Below are 25,977 nucleotides of genomic sequence, written 5' to 3'. Positions count from 1 at the left end.
CGCCGTGGACACCCGACTCGACCACGTGGGCGTCACCGTCCGCGACCTCGCCGCCCAGACCGCCTGGTACACCACCGCCTTCGGCCTGAAGAACGTCTTCGCGTTCCACCTCGAAGGCCCCGGACTCGAGGGCGTCGTCCTGGAGCACCCGCACGGCTGGCGGATCGAGCTGCTCGCCCGCCCGGGATCCGGCCCCGGCCTGAGGGCCCCGGACCCGCTGACCGCCGCCCTCACCGAGGGATACGGGCACTTCGCGGTCACCACCCCCGAACTCGACCCCGTCCACGCGGCCCTCCTGGCCCATGGGGCGGGCGAGGTCGTGCCACCCGGGCCCTCCCCCGAGCCCGGCGTGCGCATGGCCTGGGTCAGCGACCCCGAGGGAAATCTCATCGAACTCATAGAGAAGAACGTCGCACAGCACGCCGACCGGAAAGCAGAGTGAGGGCCCGCACGATGACGGAATCGATTTCCTTGAAGAGACTCGACCTGGGAACGCTCATAGCATGCTGCCTCGCGGTCGCCGCGGCGCAGATGTGTATCACGGTACCCACGCCCATCAACGGAGAAATCCAGGCCGCTTTCGGCGCGTCCGGTTCCCAGGTGGCCTGGGTGACCTCCGCCTTCATTCTCCCCACCGCGATTCTTGAACTGAATTTCGGTGTGGTGGGCGATCTCTTCGGGCGCAAGCGGCTGCTGGTCTTCGGCGGCTTCGTGCTGGCCCTCGGTGAGCTGCTCAACGCCACCGCCCAGAACATCGAGATGCTGTGGGTCGGCCAGACCCTGGCGGGCGTCGGCGCCGCCGCGCTCTTCCCGAGCTCCCTCGCCGTGATCGCGGCCGCCACCCCCGGGGAGAAGGACCGCGCCAAGGCCGTGTCCACCTGGGCCCTGAGCATCTCCATCGCCTCCGCCGTGGGCCCGCTGTCCTCCGGTGTGCTCGCCACCTACGTCGACTTCCACTGGGCGTTCGTGCCCCCGATCGTCCTCGGTCTGGCCGTCGGCGTCTGCTCCTGGATCCTCGTCACCGACTCCAAGGCCCCCGAGGGCCGCTCCCTCGACTGGCCCGGCCAGATCACCATCGCGGTCGGCCTCACCGCCCTGCTGTGGGGCATCATCGAGGGCGGCGAGCGCGGCTGGACGAACCCCGCCATCGTCGGCTCCCTCGCGCTGGCCGCCGTGTCGCTGGTCGCCTTCTTCCTCGCGGAGAAGCGTTCCGCCTCCCCGATGTTCAACCTCGACCTGCTCAGGATCCCGTCGTTCGCCGCGGCGGCGGTCGTCGCCCTGGTCGGCATGTTCGGCTTCATCGGCACCGCGTACTGCGTCTCGATCCGCCTGGGCGCCGTGATGCACCTCAGCGCGCTGAAGGCCGGCATGCCGTTCGTGATCCTCCAGCTGATCCCGCTGCTGCTGGCCCCCGTGCTGAGCAAGATGCTGACCCGGGTGGACGCCCGCTGGCTGCTCACCGGCGGTCTGCTCCCCATGGCGGCCGGACAGTTCTGGATCGCGGCCCTGCCCGTCACCACCACCTCCCTCGCGGCCTTCATCGGCCCGGTGCTCCTGCTCGGCGTCGGCTTCATCTGCGTGGTGTCCTCGCTGACCTCCGCGGCCGTGAACGCCGTACCGCTGCACATGACCGGCATGGCGTCCGGCGCGACCAGCCTGGTCCGCGAGTTCGGCCAGGGCCTCGGCCCGGCGGTCATCAGCACCATCGCGATGAGCGCCGCGTCCTCCGCGCTGGTCGGCAAGCTCAGCGGCGCCGACGCCGGCATGGAGGCGGCGGCCGGACCGCTCGCCGTCGTCAACGCGGGCAGCGACAGCGCCCGGGCGGCCGCACAGGCCGCCCTCGGCCACGGCATGGCCGTCGGCGTGGTGATCTGCGGCTGCGCCTCCCTGCTCGGCGCGGTGGTCACCCTGCTGCTGGTCCGCAAGAACTCCGCCCGGGAGACGGCACCGGCCGGCGAGCCGACCGTCCAGGCGGCGTCCGCCTGACGGACGGACGCAGGGACGGACGGACGCACGGACACACGGTCGCACCGAGGCGGCCGGGGCTCACCAGCCCCGGCCGCCTTCTGTGTTTCCCGGCTCGTGCCGGCCCGGGCCGGGTTCTCCGGGCTCGTGCTGGCCGGGTTCTCCCGGCCCGTGCCCCCGGGTTCTCCCGGCCCTACCGACGACCCCGACGCACCCCGTGAACGCCGGTGGCGACGCTCCCCCTGAAACGCCGGTGGCGGCGACCCGCGGGTCGCCGCCACCGAGGCCATGGGCCGTCGAGCCGTGGCTCAGGAGCCGACGCCGTCCAGGGCGTCGGTGATGGCCTTCACCGGGCCGTGCGCCGAGTAGCCGCCGTCCACCGTGATCTCCGCGCCGTTGACGTACGAGGACTCGTCGGACAGCAGGTAGACGACCAGCGGCGCCACCTCGTCCACCGTGCCGGGACGGCCCTGCGGGGTCATCGCCAGATGGGCCCCGACGAACACCGGGTTCGCGGAGGCCATCAGCGGTGTCTCGATGTAGCCGGGGTGCACGATGTTGGTGCGGATGCCGCGCGGGGCCAGCTCCAGGGCGGCCACCTTCGACAGGCCCCGCAGCGCCCACTTGCTCGCCGTGTAGGCGACCGCGTGGTGGGCGGTCAGGCCCGCGACCGAGCCGACGTTGACGATGGAGGACCCGGCCGGCATGAGCGGGGCGAGCGCCTGGATGCCGAGCAGCGCTCCGGTCGTGTTCACGGCGAACGCGCGGTTCCAGTCGTCGAGCTCGACCTGCCCGAGCCGCGCCCGCACGGGGATGCCGGCGTTGTTGACCAGGCCGTGCACGACGTCCAGCCCGGCGGCGAGCGCCGCCCAGTCGTCCGGCGAGGACACGTCCAGGTGGCGGTAGGACACGTCGAGGCCGCCCCCGCGCAGGGAGGCGGCCAGTTTCTCTCCGGTCTCGTCTAGGACGTCGGTCGCGATCACCGTCGCGCCCTCCCGGGCGGCCGCCGTCACCTCCGCGGCCCCCTGGCCCTGTGCTGCTCCGGTGACGACGACGGTACGGCCCGTCAGACGTGTACGGCTCACGGCTCCTCCACTGAACGAGTGCGGGATGTCTCCCGTCCACGCTAGGAAGCGACCGTCAGCTCCGGAAACGCGTGTTCGCCATGGCTGGCATCCGCGGCGGTGATCTGCCGCGGCAGCGGTTCGTCGAGCGAGGCGCCCACCCGCCGCACGGTCTCGCGCAGCCAGCGGTGCGCCGGGTCGGCGTGCCGGTTGTTGTGCCAGTACATGGCCTCGATCAGGGGGACGTCCGGGAACGGCGTCGGCACGACCGCGCACGCCGCGAAGCTCTCGTAGCGCCGTGCCAGCCGCTCGGGCACCAGCGCGACCAGGTCGGTGCCGGTCACCACGAGCGGCAGGACGCTGAAGCCGGGCGTGGTCACCTGCACCCTGGCCGTGATGCCGAGGGTCTCCAGCTGGCGGTCGGCCGGGGTCTGGCTCTTGCCGATGGAGCACGCGGCGTGCGGCATCTCCGCCAGGTCGCGCAGGGTCAGCCGCCCGTCCACCAGCCGCGGGTTGCCGGGGTCGACCAGACACACGAACCGGTCGTGCATGACCGCCTCGCTCACCCCCGGCAGCTGGTAGCCGAGCGGCACCAGCATCAGGTCGTGGCAGCGCAGGTGGGTCTCGGTCTCCAGCTGCCCGTCCACGATCGGGTGGAAGTCGATGCGGACCCCGGGCGCCTCCTGCGCCATGACCCGCAGCAGCGGCTCCACGAGCACCGTCATCACGTAGTCGGACATCACCAGGGAGAACCGCTGGCGGCTGCGCTGCGGGTCGAAGCGCCGGGTCAGCGTCAGCGCCTCCTCCGCCTTGTACAGCGAGGCCTGCACGACCGGCAGGAGCCGCTCCGCCAGCGGTGTCAGCTCGTACTCGCGGCCCACCCGCACCAGCAGCTCGTCGTTGAAGTGGCGCCGCAGCCGGGCGAGCGAGCCGCTCATCGCGGACTGGCTGGTGCTCAGCCGCACCCCGGCGTGAGTGACGTTCTTCTCCTCCAGCAGTGCTTCGAGGGCGACCAGAAGATTCAGGTCGATCGCTCCGAGACCCATGCGTGTTCCCTTCCGGCCGCGTCGTTGAAGCCCGGTTCACGGGACTGTAACCAGCGGATCCCCGACTAGGAAGAGACTGGAAGGGAACTCACAGCGATCCGATGACAGCCATCGGATCGGAGGATACGACCAGGTCAGGGCCGTATCACGGTCGTGTCACGGACGGGGGGTGCGGCCCCGTCGGCGGGCCCGCGGAAGATAGGCGTCCTGACGCCCCGCCACGACGCGGTTGCTGAGCGTCCCCAGCCGCTCCACGGTCAGGGTCACCTCGTCACCGGGGCGCAGCGGCGCCGGCGTGCGCTCGCCGACGCGGCCCCAGAACTCCGCCAGGGCGCCCCAGCCGCAGGTGCCCGAGCCGAGGACGTCCCCCGGGCGCACCCAGGCGTCCCGGGAGGCGTAGGCGACCATCTCCTCGAACGTCCACGAGACGTTGGCGAGGGTGTCCCGGCCGATCAGCTTCCCGTTGAGGGTGACCGTCATCTCCAGGTCCAGGAAGCCGTCCGCGTCGCGCCGGTCCTCCACCTCGTCGGCGGTGACCAGGTACGGCCCCAGCGTGTTGGCGAAGTCCTTGCCCTTGGAGAAGCCCAGGCCGAGGTTCTTCTCCGGCTTCTGGAGGTCCCGCGCCGACCAGTCGTTGAACACCAGGTAGCCCACGATGTGCTCGCGGGCCTCCTCCGGTGTGAGGTCGCGCCCGCTGCGGCCGATCACCGCCCCGACCTCCAGCTCGAAGTCGAGCACCGAGCAGCCCGCCGGCACGGGGACGTCGTCGTGGGCGCCGTAGGCGGCGTGCGGGTTGGTGAAGTAGAAGTTCGGGGCCCGGTACCACTCCTCCGGCACGTGCTCCAGCCCGTCCAGCGACTTCGACACGCCCTCGATGTGCGCCTCGAACCCGACGAAGTCCCGGATCGAGGGCGGCTTCAGCGGCGGCAGCAGCCGCACCTGGTCCACCCGCAGCGCACCGGGGCGGGCGAGGGCCTCCTCCCCGGCGGTGTGCAGGGCCCCGTCCTCGACGAGCGCCGTCACGGTCTCGCCCACGGGCAGCGGATGGATCACCCCGTCCCGCACCACCCCGGCCCGCTCCACGCCCTCGTGCTCGTATGCCGCGAAACGCATGCCTCAGTGCTCCCAGTGGTTGGTGTTGGTGACGGTCCCCGCGCTCAGGTAGCCGGCGAAGAGGCACTCGGGGTCGCGGACGGCGCGGATCTCGTTCAGCCGGCGCCACTGCGCGTCGCCCATGAACCGCAGCTGCCGCACGGTGAAGTCGGAGTCGCCCAGGTACTGGCCCGCGGTCACCCGCTGCATCGCCGCCATCGCGCCGTCCAGCCAGGCCCGCAGCTCGCCGTCCCGCTCGGGCTCGTCGTGCACGACGTAGGTGGCGCAGTAGATCTCCGACTGGAGCGAGAACGCCATGTCCGGGAGCGGGCGCAGGGGAGCCATCGAGAACCAGATGGTGAACGTCTGCCGGGTCGGATGGGTGGTGAACGCCTTGCGGATCGCCGGGACGACCTCCTCGGCGGGCCCGGTCAGCCAGGCGTTGTCGACCAGGTAGCGGTGGCCCTCGGGGTTGGCGGTGCGCTGGCCCGCGAGCTGCTCGGCGAGCGTGGTGGGCTCGGCCTCGACGCGGAAGAGCGCCCGGTCGGCGTACGGGTTGGCGTGCAGCGGCGCCAGCGCCTCGGCCGCCTCCCGCGGAGTGTCGGTCATCGACACGCCCGTGACCAGCAGCACCGGCTCGTCGGCGCCGGGCGGGGTCTGCGTCAGGGCGACGATCTCCACCAGGTCCGACACGGTGTGGTGCATGCCGTGCAGCCAGGTCATCACCTCGTCGAACAGGTCCAGCGGATACGCGTGCACGGTGTGCGCCAGGTGCTTCGGCAGCGGACGGGTGCGCAGGTGGAAGCGGGTGACGACCCCGAAGAAGCCGGGACCGGCGCCGCGCGCCGCCCAGTACAGGTCGCTGTTCGTCGACGCGTCGGCGCGCACCAGCTCACCCTCCGCGGTGACCACGTCGACGGCGACGACGTTCTCCGCCGCCCAGCCCCAGCCGCGCGCGTTCCAGCCCTGCCCGCCCTGGAGCAGGAACCCGCCGATGCCCACGGAGGGACAGTGCCCGCCGTTGAAGAAACGGCCGAACCCGCCCAGGTAGGGGTTGAGCTCGTCGCCCCCCTTCACGCTCGGCGTCGCCGTGACGATCCCGGTCGTCTCGTCGTACGCCATCTCGCGGAAGCCGCCGAGGTCGATCAGCAGCGCGTCCCGCCGCACCGACCAGGAGGCCCAGCTGTGCCCGCCGGAGCGCACCGCGACCTGCCAGCCGCGTTCCCGGGCGAGCCGGACGCCCTCGACGACGTCCTGCTCGGTCAGCGCCTCCAGCACGGCGGCCGGCCGGCGGTCCGCGGGACGGCGGGCGTTGAAGACCCGCCCGAGGCACGCCTCCTCGAAGTCCGCGTCGCCGGGGAGGTGGAGGGTGCCGGAGAAACGGTTCGTGTTCATGTGCACCGTGTCCACTGTCGTGTTCATTGTCCTACTCACTTCACCGCGATCGGATTGACGGGGGCTCCCACCGCGCCGGTCACCGGCAGCGGGGCCGCGACCAGCAGGAACTCGTAGACGCTGTCGGCCGCGCAGTCCGCGGCCAGCGCCTCCAGGTCCCACATCTCGCCCAGCGGCAGGCCCATGTTGGGGATGGCGATCTGGTGCAGCGGGGACATCGCGGGCTCCGCGAACTCGTACGGCCGCACCTCCAGGCCCCAGGTGTCCGAGGCGATCGCGGCGATCTCCGTGCGGTGCAGCCAGCCGAGGGTGCTGAACGACAGGCCGGGCGCGTCCCCGGCCGCGTACGTGCCCCAGGTGCCGAGCCGCCGCACGCGCCCCACCTGTCCCGTGCGGACCAGGACCAGGTCACCGCGGCGGACGTTCGAGGTGGCGCCCTGGGCCTCGATCGTGGCGCGCAGGTGCTCCTCCAGGATCGGGAAGCCGTCGGGCAGCTCACCGTTCTCGTCGCCGATCGCGCGGCCCACGTCCAGCAGGACCCCGCGCCCGGTGAACACGTCGGCCATGTGCTCGATGCCGGTGACCGAGTCGCCGTTGCCGTTCACGATCGTGCAGGGACGGCCGTTCCACGCCTGCTTGTTGTCGAAGATGTGGCCCAGCCCGTCCCACTGCGTGGACGCCTGGAGCGGCATCACCACATGGTCGTCGGCGCCGCCGAAGCCGTGCGGGAAGCCCTGGGTGCCGGCGGCCGCGTCGGACCCGGTGTCCTTCATGTAGTGCACCGGGTTGATCCGGCCGCGGAAGCCGCGCTGCGGCCCGTCCTCGTTGAACTCCAGCGCCAGGGAGAAGGTCCGCCCGCGCCGTACCAGGCTCGCCGCGTGGGCCCGTATCGCGTCGTCGATGAAGTTGAGCGTGCCGAGCACGTCGTCCTCGCCCCAGCGGCCCCAGTTGCGGTACGCGGCACGGGCCTTGGCGAGTTCCTCCTCGATCGGACCGAGGGGTGCGGTGGTCATCGGACACGTCCTTTCAGCAGCAGGTCGAGGGCGTTGCCCCCGGCGATCGCGTCCCGTTCGGCCGGCGCCAGCCCGGCGGCGTCCAGACGGTCCACGGGGTCGGTGACGCCCATGTCGAAGGGGTGGTCGGTGCCCAGGACGACCCGGTCGGCGCCCACCTCCTCGACCAGATGGCGCAGCGCGCGCGGGGTGTAGACCAGCGCGTCGAACCACATCCGGCGCAGGTAGGAGCTGGGCGGCTCGGCGCAGCCGCGCGCGTCCGGCCGTTCCCGCCAGGCGTGGTCGGAGCGGCCGATGTACGTCGGCAGGTATCCGCCGCCGTGCGCGGCCACCAGCTTCAGCCGGGGGAAGCGGTCCAGCACCCCGGTGAAGATCAGGTGCGAGAGCGCGACCGTCGTCTCGACCGGCTGGCCCACCGTGTTGCCGAGGTAGCGGGTCGCCAGCCGCTCGCCGAGCGAGCAGCCCCACGGGTGCACGAAGACCACCGCGCCCAGCTCCTCGGCCCGGCGCCACACCGCGTCGTGGGCCGGATCGGCCAGCTCGCGGCCCTCGACGGTGGTCGACACGCTGACGCCGTACAGGCCGTGCCCGGTGACCGCCTCCTCCAGCACGGTCACGGCCAGGCCGGGGTGCTGGAGAGGGACCGTGCCCAGGCCGTACAGCCGCTCGGGTGCGGCCGCGCAGTGCCCGGCGACCGCCTCGTTGACCGTGGCGGCCAGGCGCGCGGCGAGATCCGGGTCCGCCCAGTAGTGGTGCATCGGCATCGGCCCGACCACCTGGAGGTCCAGGCCCATCGCGTCCAGGTCGGCCAGCCGGGCCGCCACGTCCGTCAGCCGGTCCGCGAGCCGGGCGAGCTGCGCCCGGTTGGCGGCCAGTGACTCGGGGGAGTGGGCGCGCTGCTCGGCCGCCAGTTCGGCGGCGAACCCGGGTGTGCCCGCGACCAGGGCGTCGGCGGCCGGGACGGCCAGGTGGCCGTGGAAGTCGACGACCGGCGCGCTCATGCCGCCGCCGTCAGCGAGTCGAGCGTCTGCGACATGATGAGCGCCGGGTCGATGCCCGGGGTGCCGGGGTGGATCTCCCACTCGGCCAGCCGCAGCGAGTTCTCCAGCACCATCCGCACCCGGGGCAGCCGCCGGGACATGAAGCGCTCCAGCGCCCTCTCCACCGGGTCCTCCCCGGTGACCAGCTCCGCCAGCAGCACCGCGTCCTCCATGCACATCGCGGCGCCCTGCGCGATCAGCGGCGGACAGGCGTGCGCCGCGTCACCGACGATCATCGTGCGGCCGCGGTGCCACGGCTCGTCCACGAGCACCGCCTCGATCCACCGGTAGTCCACCGCGGTGTCGTCCGGCAGCGCGGCGATGATGTCGCCCCAGGTGCCGCCGTACCCGGCGCCCCGCTCGCGCAGCAGGGAGAGGGGCGCGCGCGGGCCCATGAGGGAGGCGTCGAGGTTCTCGTCGAGGAGGTAGGCGTAGCACTGGTCCGGGGAGATCGGGCTGTAGCCGGCCTTGAAGCGGGGGCCGCCGTAGTACACCTCGGCGCAGTCCATCGTGGCGGGCCGGTCGGCGACCACCCGGAAGATCGACATGCCGACGGGGTGCGGGACGGTGTCGATGCCGATCAGGGCCCGCATCCGGCTGTTGATGCCGTCCGCGCCCACGACCAGGTCGTAGCGGCCGGTGGAGCCGTCGGTGAAGCCGACGTCCACGTGGCCGGCGCCCTGGTCCAGGCGTTCCACGCTCAGGCCGAGGCGGACGCGGACGCCGTGCGCGTACACCGCGTCGCACAGCGCGTCCTGGAGGTCGGCGCGCAGCGCGCCCGCCGTCGAGGGCAGGTCGGGGCCACCGGTGTGGGGCGTGTCCAGCCGGCTGATCAGCGAGCCGTCCGCGTGGCGCAGCCGCATGAAGTCGAACGGCACGGCCCGGGCCAGCACCCGGTCCAGCACCCCCACCGAGCGCAGCGCTTTCAGCGCGTTGCCCTGGAGGGTGATGCCATGACCCACCCCGAACCACTGGGGTGAGATCTCGACGAGCTCGACCTCGGCGCCACGCTGGGCGAGCGCGAGGGAGAGCACGCTTCCGGTGATGCCGCCGCCGACGACGAGCACCTTGTTCACGGGCATGGGCGATCCTTGTGAAGACGTAGAAGACGTAGAAGACGTCGGAGACGTCGGAGACGTGGGCAGCAGCGGGGTCAGCCGGAGAACCGCGGGCCGAGTTCACGGAAGTGCTCGACGGCCGGCGGCGCGGCGAAGAACGGCCCGACCAGGGACCGCCAGCGCCCGAAGCGCTCGGACTGCCGGAAGCCGACGGTGTGCGCCTCGACCGACTCCCAGCCGACCAGCAGGAGGAACACCCGGGGCCGCTCCGCGCAGCGCAGCAGTTCCGCCCAGCGGAAGCCGTCCGCCTCGGCGAGCACCTCGCGGGCCTTGCCGAAGGCCTCCTGGAACTCCTCCTCGCGGCCTTCCTCGACGGTCAGCTCGGCATGTTCGACAACCACGGCTTCTCCTGGGTCTCGGGGTGGCTCCGAGCCTGATCGGAGGTCCGTGCAGGGTCAACGGATCGAGGCATCGCCAAGGGGGACCCCATGCATCCCGCACGGCGATGGAGCAGCCACCCGGCGGGCGTACATCGCCGCAGGCAGGGCCCGGACTCCCCGCCGATGGCAGCCATCGCCAACGGCCATTTCCGCCGCCCGCCCCCGGTGCCTAGCGTCGACGGCGAGCCACCGTCCCAACGAGGAGAGCGAGCCGCCCGTGCCCGATCAGCTTCCTTCCCACGCCGGAGCGTTCGCGCTCGGCACCTTCCGCAGCGCCTCGGGAGTCTTCCCGGGCCTGGTCACCGGGGCGCGCGTCCGTGATCTGTCCGACCTGGTGCCGTCCGTCCGCGCCCTGGTCGAGGAGTGGGACGCCTGGCTGCCCCGCCTGCCCGACCTCGCCGCCGGGCCGGACGGCGTCTGGCACGACCTGGCCGGCCTGCGGGTGCTGACCCCGCTCGAACCGGGCCAGATCCTGCAGAGCGGCGCCAACTACCGCAAGCACGTGGTCGACCTGGTCGCCGCCGAGAAGGAGAGCGTGCACGGCGCCACCCCCGAGGAGGCCCGCGCCGACGCCGAGAAGATGATGGACGAACGGATCCGCAACGGCGTCCCGTACGTCTTCCTCGGCTCGCCCCGCGCGCTGACCGGCCCCTACGACGACATCGTGCTCCCCGCGCTCGGCGAGCAGCACGACTGGGAGCTGGAACTCGCCCTGGTCATCGGCAGGGAGGGCCGGAACATCCCGGCCGAGGAGGCGATGGACCACGTCGCCGGCTACACCATCAGCAACGACCTCACCACCCGCGACCGCCTCTACCGGCCCGATCTGAAGGCCATCGGCACCGACTGGTTCACCGCCAAGAACGCCGACACCTTCCTGCCGACCGGGCCGTTCCTCGTCCCGGCCGCCTTCGTCGGCGACCCGAACGACCTGCGGATCACCCTGCGCCACAACGGCGTGGTCCGGCAGGACGAGTCCACCAAGGACATGATCTTCGACATCCCGCGGCTCATCGCGTACGTCTCCACGACCACCACCCTGCGCCCCGGCGACCTGCTCCTCACCGGCTCCCCGGCCGGCAACGGCGCCCACTGGGGCGTCTTCCTGAAGCCCGGGGACGTCCTCGAGGCGGAGATCACCGGCCTGGGCCACCAGCGCAACACCGTCAGGAGCGGACAGTGACCACCAGCACCCCCTTCCAGCCCATCACCCATCTGCGCCATGTCGACCTGGCCGTACCGGACTTCGACCGCCAGCGCGCCTTCTACGGCACCACCTGGGGCCTGACCGAGGTAGCGAGCGACAGCGGGCTCGCCTTCTTCGCCGCCGAGGGCAGCCCGGAGCAGTACGTGGTCCGCATCCGCAAGGACGAACGCAAGCGGATGGACCTGGTCGCCTTCGGCGCCGTGTCACCGGCGGCCGTCGACGAACTCGCGGTGCGGCTCGGCCGGGCCGGCATCCGGCTGGTCCACGAGCCGAGGGCACTGGACACCCCGGGCGGCGGCTACGGGCTGCGGTTCTTCGACCCGGACGGGCGGGTCGTGGAGGTGTCCGCGGACGTCGAGAACCGGACCCACCGCAAGATCGAGGAACGCGAGGCCATCCCGGTACGGCTCTCGCACTGCGTGATCAACTCCCGGGACCCCGAAGGCCTGCGGGACTTCTACGTCGAGCACCTCGGCTTCCGGCTCACCGACACCCTGTACTCCACGCACATGGGCGACCTCATGTACTTCCTGCGGTGCAGCCCCCTGCACCACTCCTTCGCCATCGCCCGCGGCCCCCACGTCTCCCTGCACCACGCCTCGTTCGAGATGCGCGGCGTCGAGGAGTACATGCGCGGCACCGGCCGTGCGCTGCGCGCCGGGACCAAGCTCACCTGGGGACCGGGCCGGCACCTGGCCGGCGACAACACCTTCGCCTACTTCCACGACCCGCACGGCAACACGGTGGAGTACACCACCGAACTCGCCGTCCTCGAAGAGGACCTGTGGCACCCGGGCCGGCACGACGTCGACGACCCGATCACCCAGGACCAGTGGGGCACCGCCGACCCGATGAGCGAGTCGGTCGCCAAGGAGCAGTTCAACGACCCCGACGTGCTCTTCGAAGCCCCGCCCGTCTGATCCCCGTCCCACCCTCATCCGGAAAGGCCGCAACCGTGGCAGACATCCTGAAGCACGCCGTCCCCAAGGCTCAGGTCACCGCCTCCCTCGACCAGGTGAGCGCGACCGTCTCCGGCGTCATCGCCGACATCCGCGAACGCGGCGACCATGCCGTGCGCGCGTACTCCGAGAAGTTCGACGGCTGGAGCCCGGAGTCCTTCCGGCTGTCGTCCGAGCAGATCGAGGAGATCGTCGCCTCGGTCCCGCAGCAGGTCATCGACGACATCCACGCCGTCCAGGCCAACGTCCGCGCCTTCGCCGAGGCGCAGCTGAACTCGATGGGCGAGTTCGAGATCGAGACCCTGCCCGGCGTCCGGCTCGGCCAGAAGCACGTCCCGGTCCAGGCGGCCGGCGCCTACATCCCCGGCGGGCGCTACCCGCTGACCGCCTCCGCCCATATGACGATCATCACCGCCAAGGTCGCGGGCGTCCCGCACGTCGTGGCCTGCACCCCGCCGATCCGCGGCGAGATCCCCGCCGCGACCGTCGCCGCCGCCCACTTCGCCGGCGCCGACGAGATCTGGCTGCTCGGCGGTGTCCAGGCGGTCGCCGCGATGGCCGTCGGCACCGACACCATGAAGCCGGTCAACCTGATCGCCGGCCCGGGCAACGCCTACGTCGCCGAGGCCAAGCGCCAGCTGTTCGGCGAGATCGGCATCGACCTGTTCGCCGGGCCCACCGAGATCCTGGTCCTGGCCGACGACCAGGCCGACCCCTTCACCTGCGCGGTCGACCTGCTCTCGCAGGCCGAGCACGGCCCGGACTCCCCGGCGATCCTGATCACCACCTCCGAGCGGGTCGCCCGCGAGACCCTCGCGCACGTCGACGCGCTGCTGCCGGGCCTGCCCACCAACGACTTCGCCGGCCCCGCCTGGCGCGACCACGGCCAGGTCATCGTCGTCGACTCGATGGACGAACTGTGGTCGCTGGCCGACGAGTTCGCCTCCGAGCACGTGGAGGTGCTGACCGCGAACCCGCGGGAGGCGCTGGAGCGGATGACGCAGTACGGGGCGCTCTTCCTCGGCGCGGGCACCTGCGTCTCCTTCGGGGACAAGGTGATCGGCACCAACCACGTCCTGCCCACCCGGGGCGCCGCCCGCTACACCGGCGGCCTGTGGGTCGGCAAGTACCTCAAGACGGTGACGTACCAGGAGGTCACCGACCCGGCCTCGCAGGCCGAGCTGGGCCGGCTCTGCGGGCGCGCGGCGCGCGTGGAGCTGTTCGAGGGCCACGCCCGCTCCGGCGACCTGCGCGCCACCCTGGCCGCCGGCGACGAGCTGCCCTGGGACGTGCGGTGACCCTGGCGGGGCGAACCGCCCTGGTCACGGGCGGCGGCGGACCGCTGGGCCGGGCCTTCGCCCTCGCCCTCGCGGGCGCCGGGGCCCGGGTGATCCTCACCGGCCGCAACGAGAGCGCGCTCGCCGAGGCGGCGGAACGCGTCCGCAAGGAGGGCGGCGGCGCCCGTACGGCCGTCTGCGACGTCTCCGACCCGGCCTCGGTGGCCGCCCTCGCCGCCGCCCTGGCCGACGAGGACGTGTCGCTGCTGGTCAACAACGCGGGGGTGGCGGGCCCGGTCAAGCCGCTCACCGAGATCGAACCCGACGAGTGGGACGACGTGTTCGCGGCCAATGTGCGCGGCGTCTACCTGATGTGCCGGGCGTTCCTGCCCGCGATGGTCGCGGCCGGGCGCGGTGACGTGGTCAACGTGGCCTCGGTGAGCGGCAAGCGCCCGCTGCTCAACCGCACGCCCTACACCGCCTCGAAGATGGCGCTGCTCGGCCTGACCCGCACCCTGGCCGGCGAGGTCGGCCCGCACGGGGTGGCCGTCAACTCGCTGTCTCCCGGACCGGTCCGGGGCCCCCGGATGGACCGCAACTTCCGTCTGGAGGCCGAACTCACCGGCACCACCCCCGAGGCCGCCGAGCGTGCCTTCGCCTCCCGCGCGGCGCTGAACCGGCTCGTCGAGGAGGGCGAGGTGGCCCAGGCCCTGGTCGCGATGCTCGCCATGCCCGGCCTGTGCGGGGCGGACATCGACCTGTCGGCGGGGATGATCGCCCCGGCGTAGTACCCGGCGTAGCGCACGGCGCATCACGAACGGCGAGGTGGACGGCTCGGCAGCCGTCCGCCTCGCCGTCGTGCGTCCGCCGGAACACCCCTGTGGGCACTCTTTGTGACCGCCATGGAACGGGCGGCGCGATCCGAGGCATCAGCTTCCGGCATGCGTGTGTGCGGTGTCTGTTCCCCCTTGTGCGGGGCTGCTTCACTCCCCTCCAGCGCACCTCAGGGTGCCCTGACCGGGCCTCGGCCGACGTGTCGTCGTCGGCCGGCCCGTCACTTGGCGCGATCGCGCACACGACCCCGTGGGAAGGCATGCAATGACGCTGATCACCCGACGTTCGATCCTGATGGCCGGTACCGCCACGGCCGGGGCCCTGCTGGTCCCGGCCGCCGTCGGTACCGCCACCGCCGCGCCGAAGGCGTCGGGCTCGCGGATCACGGTCGGCTCCGGCGAGACGTACGAGGTGGCGGCCACCACCCGGGTGAGCCGGCTGACCGTCGCGGAGGGCGGCACGCTCACCGCCCCCGAGGGGTACCTCCTGTCGCTGACCGTCGACGGCGTCGAGACCGGCCAGCTGCTGACGGTGACGGGCGGCACCCTCACCCTGATCCAGCCCGGCACCTACCAGGGCGACGTCGTCCTCACCGTGGCCGAGGCCAACGAGGTGACGTACGAGACGCTCACCTTCCCCTTCCGGCAGGCGCTGTACGTGGGCTCCGACGGTGTCGACCGGGACCGGTCCGTCCTCACGGCCGTCCTCGGCGGCCGCGTCACCGACGCCCTCGCCCGCAATGTGTCGATCACCTCGACGGGCGAGTGCTTCAACGGCGTCTTCGTCCAGGACGGCACCTACACGCTCCAGCGTCCCACCCTCTCCTTCACGGGCAACGGCCGCTGCGACTTCGCCGGTTACGGCGCGGCCGTCGTCGGAGACGGCGCCGCCACGACCCTCGTCGTCGAGGACGGCGAGATCACCACCAAGGGTGTGGTCCGCACCGCCGTCATCGCCAACGGCGGCGCCAACGTCGTCGTGAAGAACACCACCATCCAGACCCGCAACGGCACCCTGCCCGCGGACTACCAGGCCACCGTCGAGACGCCGTACATGCAGTCCGTGCCGTGGATGCTCGGCCTGGACGGCAACGTCCGCGCCACCAACCTCGTCGGCGCGGGCAGCAAGGCGACGTATCTCAACTCCACGGTCCTGTCGGAGACCTGGGGCGCCCTGTCGGTGGAGGGCGGCAGCGGACTGAAGCTGACGGCGGTCAACAGCCGCATCGGCAACACCGGCGCCTACGGCTACGGCACCTACGCCATCGGTGACGCCACCGTCCGCGTCCTCGGCTGCCGGTTCGAGGTCGGCAGCTACGCCACCATCATCGCCGGCCCCGCCGCGGTCGTGCACTACGGCGACAGCACCAAGGAGGCCGTGGCCGCGCTCAACACCGAACTGGCGCTCGGACTCTCGGCGGCCGAGCTGAAGGCCCTCCCGGCCCGCAACACGGTCGTGAACTCGGGCCACTTCGGCTACATGTTCTTCGGCGCGGGCCGGCTCACCCTGGACGGCGGCACCGTCGTCAACTCCGAGCGCGCCACCTTCCTCAACAAGGGCCAGCAGACCGCCATCGCCGTCGACGGCTCGCAGGGCGCCCGGCTCGACCCGGGCGACGGGATCGTCCTCCAGATGATCGAGCTGGACGACCCGGGCCCGGTCAGCGTCGACGGCAAGATGCTCAACGTCGGCGTCTACACCGAGCCCACCGACGACCCCGCCAAGGACTCCTCCTTCGACGTCACCGCCGCCCACGCCACCGACGGAGCCGCCACTTTCACCTCCATCGAGCTGGAGGGCGACTTCTACAACGGCATGCGCACCGGCAAGAACATGGTCCTCACCTTCGAGGACTCGACCGTCCGGGGCGTCATCTCGGCGTCGCGCACCAAGCACCGGGTGACGACCATCGACGCGTCGAACTTCCAGGAGCTGGGCATCGTCACCAACACCGTGCAGCCGGCCGTCAACAACGGCGTCGTCGTGACGCTGGGGAGCGGCTCGGCCTGGACGGTCACCGGCACCTCGCACCTGACCTCGCTCACCGTCGCCGCCGACGCGGCGGTGAGCGCGCCGCGCGGCAGGACGCTCACCGCGACGGTCGACGGCACGGCCACCACCCTGGCCCCGGGCGCCACCTACACCGGGGCCATCACCCTCACGGTGGCGTGACCGGGCAGGCCTCCGCCCCGCGGTGCGCTCGGGGCGGAGGCCGTCACCCGCGGTCGGCGGGCAGCGCGTACAGCTCGGGCAGGTTGACCACGATCGCCTCCTGGGTGCTGCGGGCGATGACCACCACCGCCTCCTCGGCGGGGTCCGGGTTCTCCTCGCGGTGCGGCACGAACGGCGGGACGAAGACGTAGTCGCCGGGGGAGGTGCGCAGCCGCACCTCCTCCGGCCGCTCGCCGGAGTCGTCCAGGAAGACGAACTCGGGGTGCCCGCTCACCACGTAGATGGCGGTCTCCGACACGCCGTGGTGGTGGTCGGAGGACGACGTCCCGGGAGCGACGTGGGTCTGGCCCATCCACAGCTTCTCCGACCCCACGGTCCGCCCGCTGACGGCGGCGAACCGGCGCATGCCGCCCGTCTGGGCGGTGTCCCCGTCGAGGCCGTCGGCGCGGATGTGGTGCAGCCGGGTGCTCAGGGGCGCCTTCGGCGGCTCGGGAACGTCGTGCAGATGGGGGTGGAAGCCTGCACCGGGCGTCGTCAACGGCTCGCTCATGAGCCGGGACGCTAAACGGGCCCCGAAAAGGATGTCAAGAGGTGTCCATTGCCCTTCACCTGCGGCAATGTTCCCGCAACACAAGGCGGGATCAGGGCGAACGACCGCGTGCGAAAGCCCTCTCGGGCATGATGTGCGCATGCATATCTCCGCGAAGGCGGACTACGCCGCACGGGCTCTGCTGGAGCTCGCCCGCGAACCTTCCCGCCCGCTCACCTGCGAGGCCATCGCCTCCGCGCAGCAGATCCCGTTCCGTTTCCTGAAGTCCGTCGTCGGCGAGCTGCGCAGAGCGGGCCTCGTCCGCAGCCAGCGCGGCTGCGAGGGCGGCTACTGGCTCGGCCGGCCCGCCCACGAGATCACCCTGCTGGAGGTCGCCCGCGCCGTCGACGGCGAGCTGATCACCCTGCGCGGCGCGGCGCTGGCCGGACTCGACTACCCCGGCCCCGCGACCGGACTGCCCGGCGTGTGGCGCCGGATCGAGGCGGACGCGGCGGCGGTCCTGGGCGGCGTCACCGTCGCCGCGCTGCTGCCCGCGGACGGGGTGACACCGGCCGGGCAGGGGGCCGCGTGACCGGCGTCGAGCGGCGGGCAGGGGGCCGCGTGACCGGCACCGAGCGGCGGCCGGCGGCCGAGGTGGTGGAGTACACCGATCCGCTGTGTCCCTGGGCCTGGGGGTCGGAGCCGGTCTTCCGCCTGCTGCGGGCGGCACTGGCGGACCGGGTCCGCTGGCGCCGCGTGTTCTGCATCCTCTTCGACCACGACGACGACCCGCCGCCCGACCCCGCGGCCGAGACCGCCTGGTACGCGCGGTACGTCGAGGACATCACCGCCCACACCCGCTCCCCGCGCGCGGTGCGCCTGGACCGCGTGGCCGCGAGCTCCTGGCCCGCGTCGCTGGTCGCCAAGGCCGCCGAGCGCCAGGGCACCGACGTGGCCGAGCGCGTGCTGCGCCGGCTGCGCGAGACCGTCTTCGTCCTGGGCGACCCCGCCGACACCCCCGCCTCGGCGCTCGCGGCGGCCCGCGGAGTGCCGGGCCTCGACCCCGTACGGCTGGCGGCCGACGCCGCCTCGGCCGCCGTACTGGAGCAGGTCCGCGCGGACCGGGCCGAGGCCCGGCGGCCGGTCGCCGACGTGCTGGCCGCGCAGAGCGGCTCACCGCACGCCGGCACCGCCAAGGAGACCGCCGACGGCCACCGCTACGCCCTGCCCACCCTGCTCGTCCGGGTCCCCGGCGCCCACCGGGCGGTTCCCGGCTGGCGGACGTACGAGGAGTACGCCGCCGCCGTGGACGCCCTGTGTCCGGGGGCGCTCTCCCGGCCGGAACCGCTCGCCCCGGACGCGGCGCTCGCCCGCCACCGCACCCTGACCGATCCCGAGGTCCGGCTGCTGACGCGGGGCCCGTGGCCCCCGGCCGGCGCCCTGCGGGTGGACACCGGCAACGGCCCGCTGTGGCTGGACCCGGAGGAGGCCACCGTCCACCCCGCCTCCCCGCTCCGCCCACCCGGCGCGCCCTGACCAGCCTCTGACCAGGCGTCACACACCGTCCCACCGAATGAGACACCATTTGGTGTCCATTGACAGCCGGTCGCGGCTGCCCCCAGGATGTGCGACATGCTCACGACGCACCCCGGTGTGGTCTGCCGCTACGTGGATCTGCGGCGCACCTGTAGCGCTCTCTGTCGCTGACCGACCGCCGCCCACGGCCCCCAGGCGCCTGACCTCCCGGTCGGCACCGGATCGCCGGCCCAGCCGCCGTACCCGCCGCCCGCGCCTGCCCTCGCCTTCCCGCGTACACCGCGTCCCCCTGCCGCACCCCGGTCCTCCTCCGTCGCCTTCACCGACGCCCCCTGCCGTACGGGCCCCGCCGAGCTGCCCTCAAGCCGTCCTCGGCGTGCCCGTACGGGTCCGGGCGCCGGTGTGCGCCGCGCGGACCGACCGCCGCACCCACACCGCCGATCCCGCCGCACGCCACGCGTCGGAGTCATCGAAGAGAGAACGAGATGCCCGGACGACTCACCGCCCGCCGCCCCGGACCGACACCGCGACCCGCCCGAGCCCGCCGCCTGCGGACCGGAGCCCTGGCCGCCTCCCTCGCCACCGTCCTGGTCGCCGCCCTGAGCGCCTGCGGCGGGGGAGCCTCCGCCTCCGCGGGCGGCGCCACCCTGAAGTGGACCTCCTCCTACTTCCCGGCCCACTGGGATCCGGTCGTCTCCGGCAGTGGCGCCCAGTTCCGCGAACTCGCCCTGGTCTACGCGTCGTTGACCCGCACCGACGAGCAGGGAAACGCCGTCCCCGACCTGGCCGAGAGCTGGGAGTACAACGACGAGGGCGACCAGATCACCTTCCACCTGCGCTCCGGACTGAAGTTCAGCGACGGCGAGCCGGTCGACGCCACGGCCGTCAAGGCCGCCGTCGAACGGGCCCAGAAGCAGAAGAACTCCGCGCTCTTCGGCGACCTGACCTCCATCGAGTCCGTCGAGGCGAACGGGCTGGACGCGGTGCTCCACCTCACCCAGGTCGACTACCAGATCCCGCAGCTGCTCGGGCAGCGCGTCCTGCAGATCGCCAGCCCCAAGGCGGCGAAGTCCCCCACCGAGCTGGACCGGAACCCGGTCGGCGCGGGCCCGTTCGTCGTGACGCAGCTCGTCCCGGGCACCAAGGCCGTCCTCAAGAAGAACCCGGACTACTGGGACGCCGACAACATCCACATCGACAACGTCGAACTCACCTCGGCCCCCGACGCCTCCACGGTCGTCTCCGGCCTGCGCACCGGCGTCTACAACTTCGCCGACATCGACCCCAGCCAGGCGGACGCCGCGAAGAAGGCCGGCCTCGACGTCTTCGTCCAGCCCGGCTTCAACGCCTCCAACATCAGCCTGAACGTCAACAAGGCGCCGTTCGACAACACCAAGGTCGTCGACGCCGTGCGGTACGCGATCAACCGTCAGGAGTTCGTCGACAAGCTGACGTTCGGCTACGGCGAGACCACCGACCAGCCGTTCCCCGAGGGGTACGTGGCCTACGACCCCGAGTCGGCGGACGCCTACCCCTACGACCCGGCGAAGTCGAAGAAGCTCCTCGCCGAGGCCGGATACGAGTCCGGCGACATCAAGCTCGACCTGGTCATCCCCGCCGAGGACCCGCAGGCCGAGATCGTCCAGTCGCAGCTCGCGAAGGTCGGCATCACCGTCGACATCAAGATCGACAAGAACTGGTCCACCCCGTTCTTCGCCAAGGACCTCACCTTCTCGCTCTACGGCACCACGGGACGCGACTCCGCGGTGCAGACCCTCACCGCCCACTTCGGCCCCGACGGCCCGCTGAACCTCAGCTCCCCCTACGAGCCCGCCGGCTTCGAGGAGGCCGTCGCCAAGGTCCGCCAGACGGCACTGGACGACCCGCAGTACGCGCAGGTGCTCCAGGCCGCGACCCGGGCCGGCCTGGCGAGCAGGGCCCTGGTGTTCACCTACTCCCAGCCCAACCTCATCGCCAAGAGCAAGACCGTCTCCGACCTGCCGAAGAACCCGGCCCACATCGACTGGACCGGCGTGACCATCTCCAGCGGCGGCTGATCCCCGTGCCCTCACCGACCGTTCCACGACAGACCGTTCCGCCACAGACGAAGGGGCACCCCATGACGACGACCGAGGCGCAGGCCGGGCCTGCCCTCCGTCGCGGGGTCGCCGCGGCCAGGACGCGGCACACGCTGCGCCGCGTCCTGGCCGCCCTGGCCCGATCCGTCGCGCTCTTCGTACCGGTGTTCCTGGTGGCGACGTTCGTGACGTTCGCGCTGCGATCCCTGAGCGGGCTCAGCCCGGCGCGGATCCAGCTGGGCGAGGACGCGACCCCCGAGGCCGTCGCCCGCATCGAGTCCGAGTGGGGCCTCGACCGGCCCTTCCTGGTCCAGTACGGCGACTGGTTCTCCGATCTCCTGCACGGACAGCTCGGCACGAGCTGGTCCAACGGCGCCGACATCTCCACGCTCATCGGCCTCGGCCTGGGCGTGAGCCTGTCGGTGGCGACCCTCGCGCTGGTCATCGGCGTGGTCGCGGGCTTCGCCCTCGGCACGCTGGCCGCCGTACGGCGCACCACCTGGGTGGACCGCTCGATCACGGGCTTCGTGACCGTCATCTCGGTGATGCCGGCGTTCGTCGTCGGTATCGTGCTGGTCGCCGTGTTCGCCGTCGGACTGGACCTGTTCCCCTCGGCCGGATACGTGCCGGCCGAGCAGGGCCTCGGGCCCTGGCTCGCCCACATCACCCTCCCGGCGGTGGCGCTGAGCTTCGACGTCGTCGCCGACGTGGCCCGGCAGCTGAGGTCCAGCCTCGTCGCCGCCTACCGCGAGAACTACGTGACCGGTGCGGTCGTCCGGGGCATCGGCCCGCGCCGCATCTTCTTCGCACACGTCCTGCGCAACGGACTGGGCCCGACGCTGGCCACGCTGGGCCTGAAGTTCCCCGCCCTGGTCGGCGCCTCCGTCGTCACGGAGTGGATCTTCGGCCTCCAGGGCTTCGGACGCTTCGCCAACGACGCCGCCCAGGCCGGCGACGTACCCGCCGTGCAGGGCGTCCTCGTGGTGTCGATCGTGCTGGTCGTCTCCTTCAACCTGATCGTCAACCTGCTGCTGGCGCGCGTCACGCCGGCCGCCCGACGGGGGGTCTGATCCATGCGCCGTGTCCTCGCCCTCACCTCCGGCCGCATCGCGGTGGCGGTCCTCACCGTCGTCGCCCTGCTCGCCCTGTTCGGCCCGCTGCTCGCCCCCCAGGACCCCCTGGCCACCAGCGACGCCACCCTCGCCCCCGTGTCCGGCGCCCACTGGATGGGGACGGACTACCTGGGCCGCGACGTGCTCAGCCGGCTCCTGGACGGCTCCCGCGTCAGCGTGCTCGGCTCCCTCGAAGTGGCGCTCACCGCCCTGGTGGTGGGGACGGTCCCCGGGATCCTCTCCGTCCACCTGGGCCGGGCCTTCGAGTGGGTCACGCTCCGGCTGGCGGACACCCTGGTCGCCCTGCCGTTCCTGCTGTTCGCCGTCGCCGTCGTCGCCCTCCTCGGCAACGGCCTCACCCAGGCCATGCTCGTCACGGGCGTCCTGGTCTCACCGCTGTTCTACCGCGTGTCCCGCGCCGCGACCCTGGCCGTGGCCCGTTCCCCGTACGTCGAGGCGGCGCTGATCTCCGGCGCCTCCGTCGGCTGGGTGGTGCGCCGGCACCTGTGGGCCAAGGTCCTCCCGCCGGTCGCCGTCGCGCTCGCCCAGACGATCGGCGTCGGGTTCGTCATCGTCTCCAGCCTGACCTTCCTCGGCATCGGCGTCCAGCCGCCCGCCCCCACCTGGGGCGGCCTGCTCGCCTCCGACCTCGGATACCTGGGCCAGCGGCCCTGGGCGCCCCTCGCCCCCGCGCTGCTGATCATGGTCACGGTCTGGGCCGCCAACCTCCTGGCCGACGCCGTCCGCGACGTGTCCGGAGAGGCGGGCCGTGCCCTCGTCGACCACCGCAAGGCCCGCGCCGACCGCCCCGCCGCGGCCGGCCACGCCCCCTCCGGAGGTGCCTCATGACATCCCCGTCCCCGACGACGGACCGGGAACCCGCCGCCCCGGCGCTCACCCCGTCCGACGGCACCGCGCCGGCACCCACCGCTCCACCGGTGCTGTCCGTGCGCGACGTCCGCATCGGCGACCGGACCGGCGACCGCGAGATCGTCCACGGGGTGAGCTTCGACCTCACCCCGGGCAAGGCGGTCGGCATCGTCGGGGAGTCCGGCAGCGGCAAGACCCTCACCTGCCGCGCCACCCTGGGCATCCTGCCGCCGCCCTTCGAGGTGACCGCCGGCTCCGTCGAGATCGACGGCACCCGCATCGAGGAGCTGACCCCCCGGCAGTGGACGGCCCTGCGCGGCAGCACCATCAGCGCCGTCTTCCAGGACCCGGCCTCCTACCTCAACCCCTCCCGGCGCGTCGGCGCGCAGATCGCCGAGGTCCTCCGCGTCAAGAAGGGCCTGGGGCGGCGCGAGGCCCGCCTCGGGGCCGTCGACCTGCTGCGGGCGGTGCACCTGCGTGACCCGGAGCTGGTCCACGACCAGTACCCCCACGAACTGTCCGGCGGCATGCTCCAGCGGGTCCTCATCGCCGCCGCCATCGCGGCCGGCCCACGCGTCCTCATCGCGGACGAGGCCACCACCGCCCTCGACGTCACCGTCCAGGCCGAGATCCTCGACCTCCTCGACGACCTGCGCGAACGCACCGGCCTCGCCCTCGTCGTCGTCTCCCACGACCTCGCGGTGGTCGCCCAGCTGTGCGACGAGGTCCTCGTCATGCGGCGCGGCGAGGTCGTCGAGCACGGCCCGACCCGCCAGGTGCTCCACGATCCGCAGCACTCGTACACCCGGCTGCTGATCGCCGAGCACGAGCAGTACGGCCTGGAGAAGTTCCGCACCCCGAAGGAGGCCGCGTGAGCGCCCGTCCGTCCCCGGGTACGCCCGCCGCCGAGGGCGGCGCGCGGCCCGTCCTCGACATCACCGGCCTGCACGTGCACCACGGCCGCCGCAGCATCCTGCGCGACGTCTCGCTGAGCGTCGCGCCGGGGGAGACCGTCGGCGTCATCGGCGAGACCGGCTCGGGCAAGTCCACCCTCGCCCGGGCCGTGCTCGGCCTGGTGCGCCCCTCGGCCGGCTCGATCGTCGTCGACGGCCACGACGTCGGCTCCTACGGCCGGCGGCAGTGGCGCGAGCTGCGCCGCAAGGGCGTCGTCCAGTACGTCTTCCAGGACCCCCTGCGCAGTCTCGACCCCGACCTCACCGTCGCGGACTCCCTCGCCGAGCCCCTGCTCGTCCAGGGGGTGCCGCGCACCGAGGCGGCCGCCCGCGCCCGGGCGTTCCTCGCCCGCGTCCACCTCACCGAGGACCTCCTCGACCGGCTGCCCGGCGAACTCTCCGGCGGCCAGCGCCAGCGCGTCGCCGTGGCCCGGGCACTGGTCACCGAGCCGCGGCTGGTCCTCCTGGACGAACCGGTCAGCGCCCTGGACTCCGCGAACCGCGTCCGGGTCCTGGAGATCCTCAAGGAGCTCCGCGCCAGTGGCGTGGCCCTCGTCTTCATCTCCCACGACCTCGGATCCGTCGCCGGCGTCGCCGACCGCATCGCCGTCCTCCACCAGGGCGAACTGGTGGAGGACGGGGCCGCCGCCGACGTCGTCAGCCGCCCGCGGCACCTCTACACGCGCCTCCTCGTCAGCTCCGCGCCCACCCTCCGCGGCGCGTCGGCCGACCGGGCCGAACGCGACGCCCTGCGCGCCCTGCTGCACGCCTGACGCCACGACACTCGACTCGGCACGGCACGGCACGGCACGGCACGGCACGACTCGACACGGCACGACTCGACTCGACTCGACTCGACTCGACTCGACTCGACACGGCACGGCACGACTCGACAGACAGACAGACAGACAGACAGACAGACAGACAGACAGACAGGAACAGCTCATGCCCCGCACCCTGCACCTCGCGCTCCACCCCTACGGCGTCGGCGGTCCCGGCCAGCACGGCCTGTGGAAGGACCCGCGGGTGGCGAAGAACGCCAGCATCGACATCGACTACTACATCCGCCTGGCCCAGGCGGCCGAACACGCCCTGTTCGACGCCCTGTTCATCGTCGACAGCCAGTTCATCAACGCCACCTACCCGGCGCACTACCTCAACCGGCTGGAGCCGCTCACCCTGCTGTCCGCGGTCGCCACCCACACCCGCAACATCGGCCTGGTGGGCACCGCCAGCTCTACGTACAACTCGCCGTTCAACCTCGCCCGCCGGTTCGCCTCGCTCGACCACATCAGCCGCGGCCGGGCCGGCTGGAACGTCGTGACCAGCTTCGACACGGGCACCTCGAAGAACTTCGGGCTGGACGAGCACCTCGACTACACGACCCGCTACGCCCGTGCCCTGGAGTTCGTCCAGGTCGCCCGCGGCCTGTGGGACTCCTACGAGGACGACGCCTTCCCCGCCGACGTGGCGCGGAACGTCTTCCTCGACCCGGCCAAGCTGCACGAACTGAACCACGTGGGCGAGCACTTCGAGGTCGCCGGCCCGCTGAACCTCTCCCGTTCGCCGCAGGGCCAGCCGGTGATCTTCCAGGCCGGGGTCTCCGAGGAGGGCCGCGACCTCGCCGCGCAGGTCGCCGAGGGCATCTACGCGCCGGGCGGCACCCTGGAGCAGGCGCAGGAGTACTACGCCGACATCAAGCGGCGCACCGCCGCGTACGGCCGCGACCCCGAGCACATCAAGATCTTCATCCACGGCGGCCCCGTCGTCGCCGGCACGGACGAGGCGGCCCGCCGCCGGGAGCGCGAGATCTTCGAGGAGGACAACGACTTCGACCGCAACCTCGCCCTGCTGGGCCGTTCGTTCGGCGCCTACGACTTCAGCGTCCACGACCTGGACGCGCCCTTCCCCGACGTCGCCCACCTCGCCGAGAAGGGCGGCCGTACGGGCGCCGCGAAGCTCATCGAGCGAGCCCGTGAGGAAAAGCTGACGCTACGTCAGGTGGCTGAGTCGGTGAACCAGTTCCGGCGGTCCCCGTTCGTCGGCGATCCGCACACCGTCGCCGACACCATCGAGCGGTGGTTCGGCGCGGGCACCTTCGACGGCATCAACCTGGCCTTCCGCACCGAGGAGGACCTGGACCGCTTCGTCGACGGCGTCGTCCCGATCCTCCAGAAGCGCGGCCTGTTCCGCACCGAGTACGCCTCCGACACCCTGCGCGGCAACCTCGGCCTGCCCGTACCGGCCAACCGCCACACCCGCCGGCCGCAGCTCGTGAGCGACTGAGGCCCCCGCCCCGGCATCCGCCCCGGCATCCCCGTCCACCCCTTCCCCGTC

At 72.5% G+C, this 25,977-nt stretch carries 24 protein-coding genes; 15 read left to right on the top strand and 9 right to left on the bottom strand.

Annotated elements, in window-relative coordinates:
* Positions 1-4 precede the first annotated feature (4 nt).
* Both ACIP67_RS24170 and ACIP67_RS24165 read left to right on the top strand, forming a co-directional pair.
* Entirely contained in the window at positions 5-442 is a 438-nt protein-coding gene (locus ACIP67_RS24170) for a VOC family protein (RefSeq protein WP_401694476.1), read from the top strand.
* 11 nt (positions 443-453) lie between these two features.
* Entirely contained in the window at positions 454-1,986 is a 1,533-nt protein-coding gene (locus tag ACIP67_RS24165; protein ID WP_401694473.1) for an MFS transporter, read from the top strand.
* Between the two features lie 287 nt (positions 1,987-2,273).
* On the opposite strand, the gene ACIP67_RS24160 is transcribed toward ACIP67_RS24165, so the two are convergent.
* The 8 genes from ACIP67_RS24160 to ACIP67_RS24125 form a co-directional block, all read right to left on the bottom strand.
* The gene (locus ACIP67_RS24160) at positions 2,274-3,050 is read right to left on the bottom strand and encodes an SDR family NAD(P)-dependent oxidoreductase (protein WP_401694471.1); all 777 of its coding nucleotides are present in this window, start codon (positions 3,048-3,050) and stop codon (positions 2,274-2,276) included.
* Between the two features lie 41 nt (positions 3,051-3,091).
* Positions 3,092-4,075 carry a LysR family transcriptional regulator gene (locus ACIP67_RS24155; RefSeq protein WP_401694469.1) on the bottom strand — a complete coding sequence of 328 codons (984 nt, stop codon included), beginning with the start codon at positions 4,073-4,075 and terminating at the stop codon, positions 3,092-3,094.
* Positions 4,076-4,231: 156 nt separating this feature from the next.
* The gene (locus ACIP67_RS24150) at positions 4,232-5,188 is read right to left on the bottom strand and encodes a fumarylacetoacetate hydrolase family protein (protein WP_401694468.1); all 957 of its coding nucleotides are present in this window, start codon (positions 5,186-5,188) and stop codon (positions 4,232-4,234) included.
* 3 nt (positions 5,189-5,191) lie between these two features.
* A complete protein-coding gene (locus tag ACIP67_RS24145) occupies positions 5,192-6,562 on the bottom strand; it encodes an FAD-binding oxidoreductase (RefSeq protein WP_401694467.1) in 1,371 nt (456 codons plus the stop codon).
* A 35-nt stretch (positions 6,563-6,597) separates the two neighbouring features.
* Positions 6,598-7,575: a cyclase family protein gene (locus ACIP67_RS24140; protein WP_401694465.1), complete on the bottom strand. Its 978-nt coding sequence runs from the start codon at positions 7,573-7,575 to the stop codon at positions 6,598-6,600.
* Entirely contained in the window at positions 7,572-8,576 is a 1,005-nt protein-coding gene (locus tag ACIP67_RS24135) for an amidohydrolase family protein (protein WP_401694464.1), read from the bottom strand. The genes ACIP67_RS24140 and ACIP67_RS24135 overlap by 4 nt, the downstream gene beginning before the upstream one ends.
* Positions 8,573-9,697, bottom strand: coding sequence for an FAD-dependent monooxygenase (locus ACIP67_RS24130; protein ID WP_401694463.1), 1,125 nt, complete (start codon positions 9,695-9,697; stop codon positions 8,573-8,575). The genes ACIP67_RS24135 and ACIP67_RS24130 overlap by 4 nt, the downstream gene beginning before the upstream one ends.
* A 71-nt stretch (positions 9,698-9,768) precedes the next feature.
* A complete protein-coding gene (locus ACIP67_RS24125) occupies positions 9,769-10,074 on the bottom strand; it encodes an antibiotic biosynthesis monooxygenase family protein (protein WP_401694461.1) in 306 nt (101 codons plus the stop codon).
* A 256-nt stretch (positions 10,075-10,330) separates the two neighbouring features.
* Between ACIP67_RS24125 and ACIP67_RS24120 the strand changes: the two genes are divergently transcribed.
* The 5 genes from ACIP67_RS24120 to ACIP67_RS24100 all read left to right on the top strand — a co-directional run bounded on the left by ACIP67_RS24120 (position 10,331) and on the right by ACIP67_RS24100 (position 16,562).
* Entirely contained in the window at positions 10,331-11,296 is a 966-nt protein-coding gene (locus ACIP67_RS24120; RefSeq protein ID WP_401694459.1) for a fumarylacetoacetate hydrolase family protein, read from the top strand.
* Positions 11,293-12,240, top strand: a complete 948-nt coding sequence (locus tag ACIP67_RS24115) for a VOC family protein (protein WP_401694458.1) — start codon at positions 11,293-11,295, stop codon at positions 12,238-12,240. The genes ACIP67_RS24120 and ACIP67_RS24115 overlap by 4 nt, the downstream gene beginning before the upstream one ends.
* Positions 12,241-12,275: 35 nt before the next feature.
* Complete coding sequence (gene hisD / locus ACIP67_RS24110; RefSeq protein ID WP_401694457.1) at positions 12,276-13,577, top strand: histidinol dehydrogenase; 1,302 nt, start codon at positions 12,276-12,278, stop codon at positions 13,575-13,577.
* A complete protein-coding gene (locus tag ACIP67_RS24105; protein WP_401694456.1) occupies positions 13,574-14,344 on the top strand; it encodes an SDR family NAD(P)-dependent oxidoreductase in 771 nt (256 codons plus the stop codon). The genes hisD and ACIP67_RS24105 overlap by 4 nt, the downstream gene beginning before the upstream one ends.
* 310 nt (positions 14,345-14,654) lie before the next feature.
* On the top strand, positions 14,655-16,562 hold the full coding sequence (locus ACIP67_RS24100) for a hypothetical protein (protein ID WP_401694455.1): 1,908 nt from the start codon (positions 14,655-14,657) through the stop codon (positions 16,560-16,562).
* A 43-nt stretch (positions 16,563-16,605) separates the two neighbouring features.
* On the opposite strand, the gene ACIP67_RS24095 is transcribed toward ACIP67_RS24100, so the two are convergent.
* Complete coding sequence (locus tag ACIP67_RS24095; protein WP_401694453.1) at positions 16,606-17,112, bottom strand: cupin domain-containing protein; 507 nt, start codon at positions 17,110-17,112, stop codon at positions 16,606-16,608.
* Positions 17,113-17,251: 139 nt separating this feature from the next.
* On the opposite strand from ACIP67_RS24095, the gene ACIP67_RS24090 reads away from it, so the two are divergent.
* The 8 genes from ACIP67_RS24090 to ACIP67_RS24055 all read left to right on the top strand — a co-directional run bounded on the left by ACIP67_RS24090 (position 17,252) and on the right by ACIP67_RS24055 (position 25,926).
* The gene (locus ACIP67_RS24090) at positions 17,252-17,683 is read left to right on the top strand and encodes an RrF2 family transcriptional regulator (RefSeq protein WP_401694452.1); all 432 of its coding nucleotides are present in this window, start codon (positions 17,252-17,254) and stop codon (positions 17,681-17,683) included.
* A gap of 29 nt (positions 17,684-17,712) precedes the next feature.
* Positions 17,713-18,627: a DsbA family protein gene (locus ACIP67_RS24085; RefSeq protein ID WP_401694450.1), complete on the top strand. Its 915-nt coding sequence runs from the start codon at positions 17,713-17,715 to the stop codon at positions 18,625-18,627.
* Between the two features lie 485 nt (positions 18,628-19,112).
* Positions 19,113-20,684 carry an ABC transporter substrate-binding protein gene (locus tag ACIP67_RS24080; protein WP_401694448.1) on the top strand — a complete coding sequence of 524 codons (1,572 nt, stop codon included), beginning with the start codon at positions 19,113-19,115 and terminating at the stop codon, positions 20,682-20,684.
* Between the two features lie 62 nt (positions 20,685-20,746).
* Entirely contained in the window at positions 20,747-21,775 is a 1,029-nt protein-coding gene (locus ACIP67_RS24075; RefSeq protein WP_401694447.1) for an ABC transporter permease, read from the top strand.
* Positions 21,776-21,778: 3 nt separating this feature from the next.
* Positions 21,779-22,666 (top strand): ABC transporter permease, encoded by an 888-nt coding sequence (locus ACIP67_RS24070; protein WP_401694445.1) that lies wholly within the window; start codon positions 21,779-21,781, stop codon positions 22,664-22,666.
* Positions 22,663-23,562 (top strand): ABC transporter ATP-binding protein, encoded by a 900-nt coding sequence (locus ACIP67_RS24065; protein WP_401694443.1) that lies wholly within the window; start codon positions 22,663-22,665, stop codon positions 23,560-23,562. Before ACIP67_RS24070 ends, ACIP67_RS24065 begins: the two co-directional genes overlap by 4 nt.
* Positions 23,559-24,413, top strand: coding sequence for an ABC transporter ATP-binding protein (locus ACIP67_RS24060; protein WP_401694440.1), 855 nt, complete (start codon positions 23,559-23,561; stop codon positions 24,411-24,413). Before ACIP67_RS24065 ends, ACIP67_RS24060 begins: the two co-directional genes overlap by 4 nt.
* 172 nt (positions 24,414-24,585) lie before the next feature.
* Positions 24,586-25,926, top strand: a complete 1,341-nt coding sequence (locus ACIP67_RS24055) for an LLM class flavin-dependent oxidoreductase (protein ID WP_401694439.1) — start codon at positions 24,586-24,588, stop codon at positions 25,924-25,926.
* The last annotated feature ends 51 nt before the right edge of the window (positions 25,927-25,977 follow it).

The organism is Streptomyces sp. NPDC088812 (assembly GCF_044750285.1).
In the GTDB taxonomy this organism is placed as follows: domain Bacteria; phylum Actinomycetota; class Actinomycetes; order Streptomycetales; family Streptomycetaceae; genus Streptomyces.
Note: the sequence above shows the minus strand (reverse complement) of the source record. Positions and strands in the feature narration are given on the sequence as shown.

Excerpts from the sequence above, each read along its gene's own strand:
- ACIP67_RS24080 (WP_401694448.1), top strand. The coding sequence starts at position 19,113 with ATGCCCGGACGACTCACCGCCCGCCGCCCCGGACCGACACCGCGACCC.
- ACIP67_RS24140 (WP_401694465.1), bottom strand. The coding sequence starts at position 7,575 with ATGACCACCGCACCCCTCGGTCCGATCGAGGAGGAACTCGCCAAGGCC.
- ACIP67_RS24070 (WP_401694445.1), top strand. The coding sequence starts at position 21,779 with ATGCGCCGTGTCCTCGCCCTCACCTCCGGCCGCATCGCGGTGGCGGTC.
- ACIP67_RS24075 (WP_401694447.1), top strand. The coding sequence starts at position 20,747 with ATGACGACGACCGAGGCGCAGGCCGGGCCTGCCCTCCGTCGCGGGGTC.
- ACIP67_RS24150 (WP_401694468.1), bottom strand. The coding sequence starts at position 5,188 with ATGCGTTTCGCGGCATACGAGCACGAGGGCGTGGAGCGGGCCGGGGTG.
- ACIP67_RS24165 (WP_401694473.1), top strand. The coding sequence starts at position 454 with ATGACGGAATCGATTTCCTTGAAGAGACTCGACCTGGGAACGCTCATA.
- ACIP67_RS24090 (WP_401694452.1), top strand. The coding sequence starts at position 17,252 with ATGCATATCTCCGCGAAGGCGGACTACGCCGCACGGGCTCTGCTGGAG.
- ACIP67_RS24100 (WP_401694455.1), top strand. The coding sequence starts at position 14,655 with ATGACGCTGATCACCCGACGTTCGATCCTGATGGCCGGTACCGCCACG.
- ACIP67_RS24135 (WP_401694464.1), bottom strand. The coding sequence starts at position 8,576 with ATGAGCGCGCCGGTCGTCGACTTCCACGGCCACCTGGCCGTCCCGGCC.
- ACIP67_RS24145 (WP_401694467.1), bottom strand. The coding sequence starts at position 6,562 with ATGAACACGAACCGTTTCTCCGGCACCCTCCACCTCCCCGGCGACGCG.
- ACIP67_RS24055 (WP_401694439.1), top strand. The coding sequence starts at position 24,586 with ATGCCCCGCACCCTGCACCTCGCGCTCCACCCCTACGGCGTCGGCGGT.
- ACIP67_RS24095 (WP_401694453.1), bottom strand. The coding sequence starts at position 17,112 with ATGAGCGAGCCGTTGACGACGCCCGGTGCAGGCTTCCACCCCCATCTG.
- ACIP67_RS24065 (WP_401694443.1), top strand. The coding sequence starts at position 22,663 with ATGACATCCCCGTCCCCGACGACGGACCGGGAACCCGCCGCCCCGGCG.
- ACIP67_RS24130 (WP_401694463.1), bottom strand. The coding sequence starts at position 9,697 with ATGCCCGTGAACAAGGTGCTCGTCGTCGGCGGCGGCATCACCGGAAGC.
- ACIP67_RS24155 (WP_401694469.1), bottom strand. The coding sequence starts at position 4,075 with ATGGGTCTCGGAGCGATCGACCTGAATCTTCTGGTCGCCCTCGAAGCA.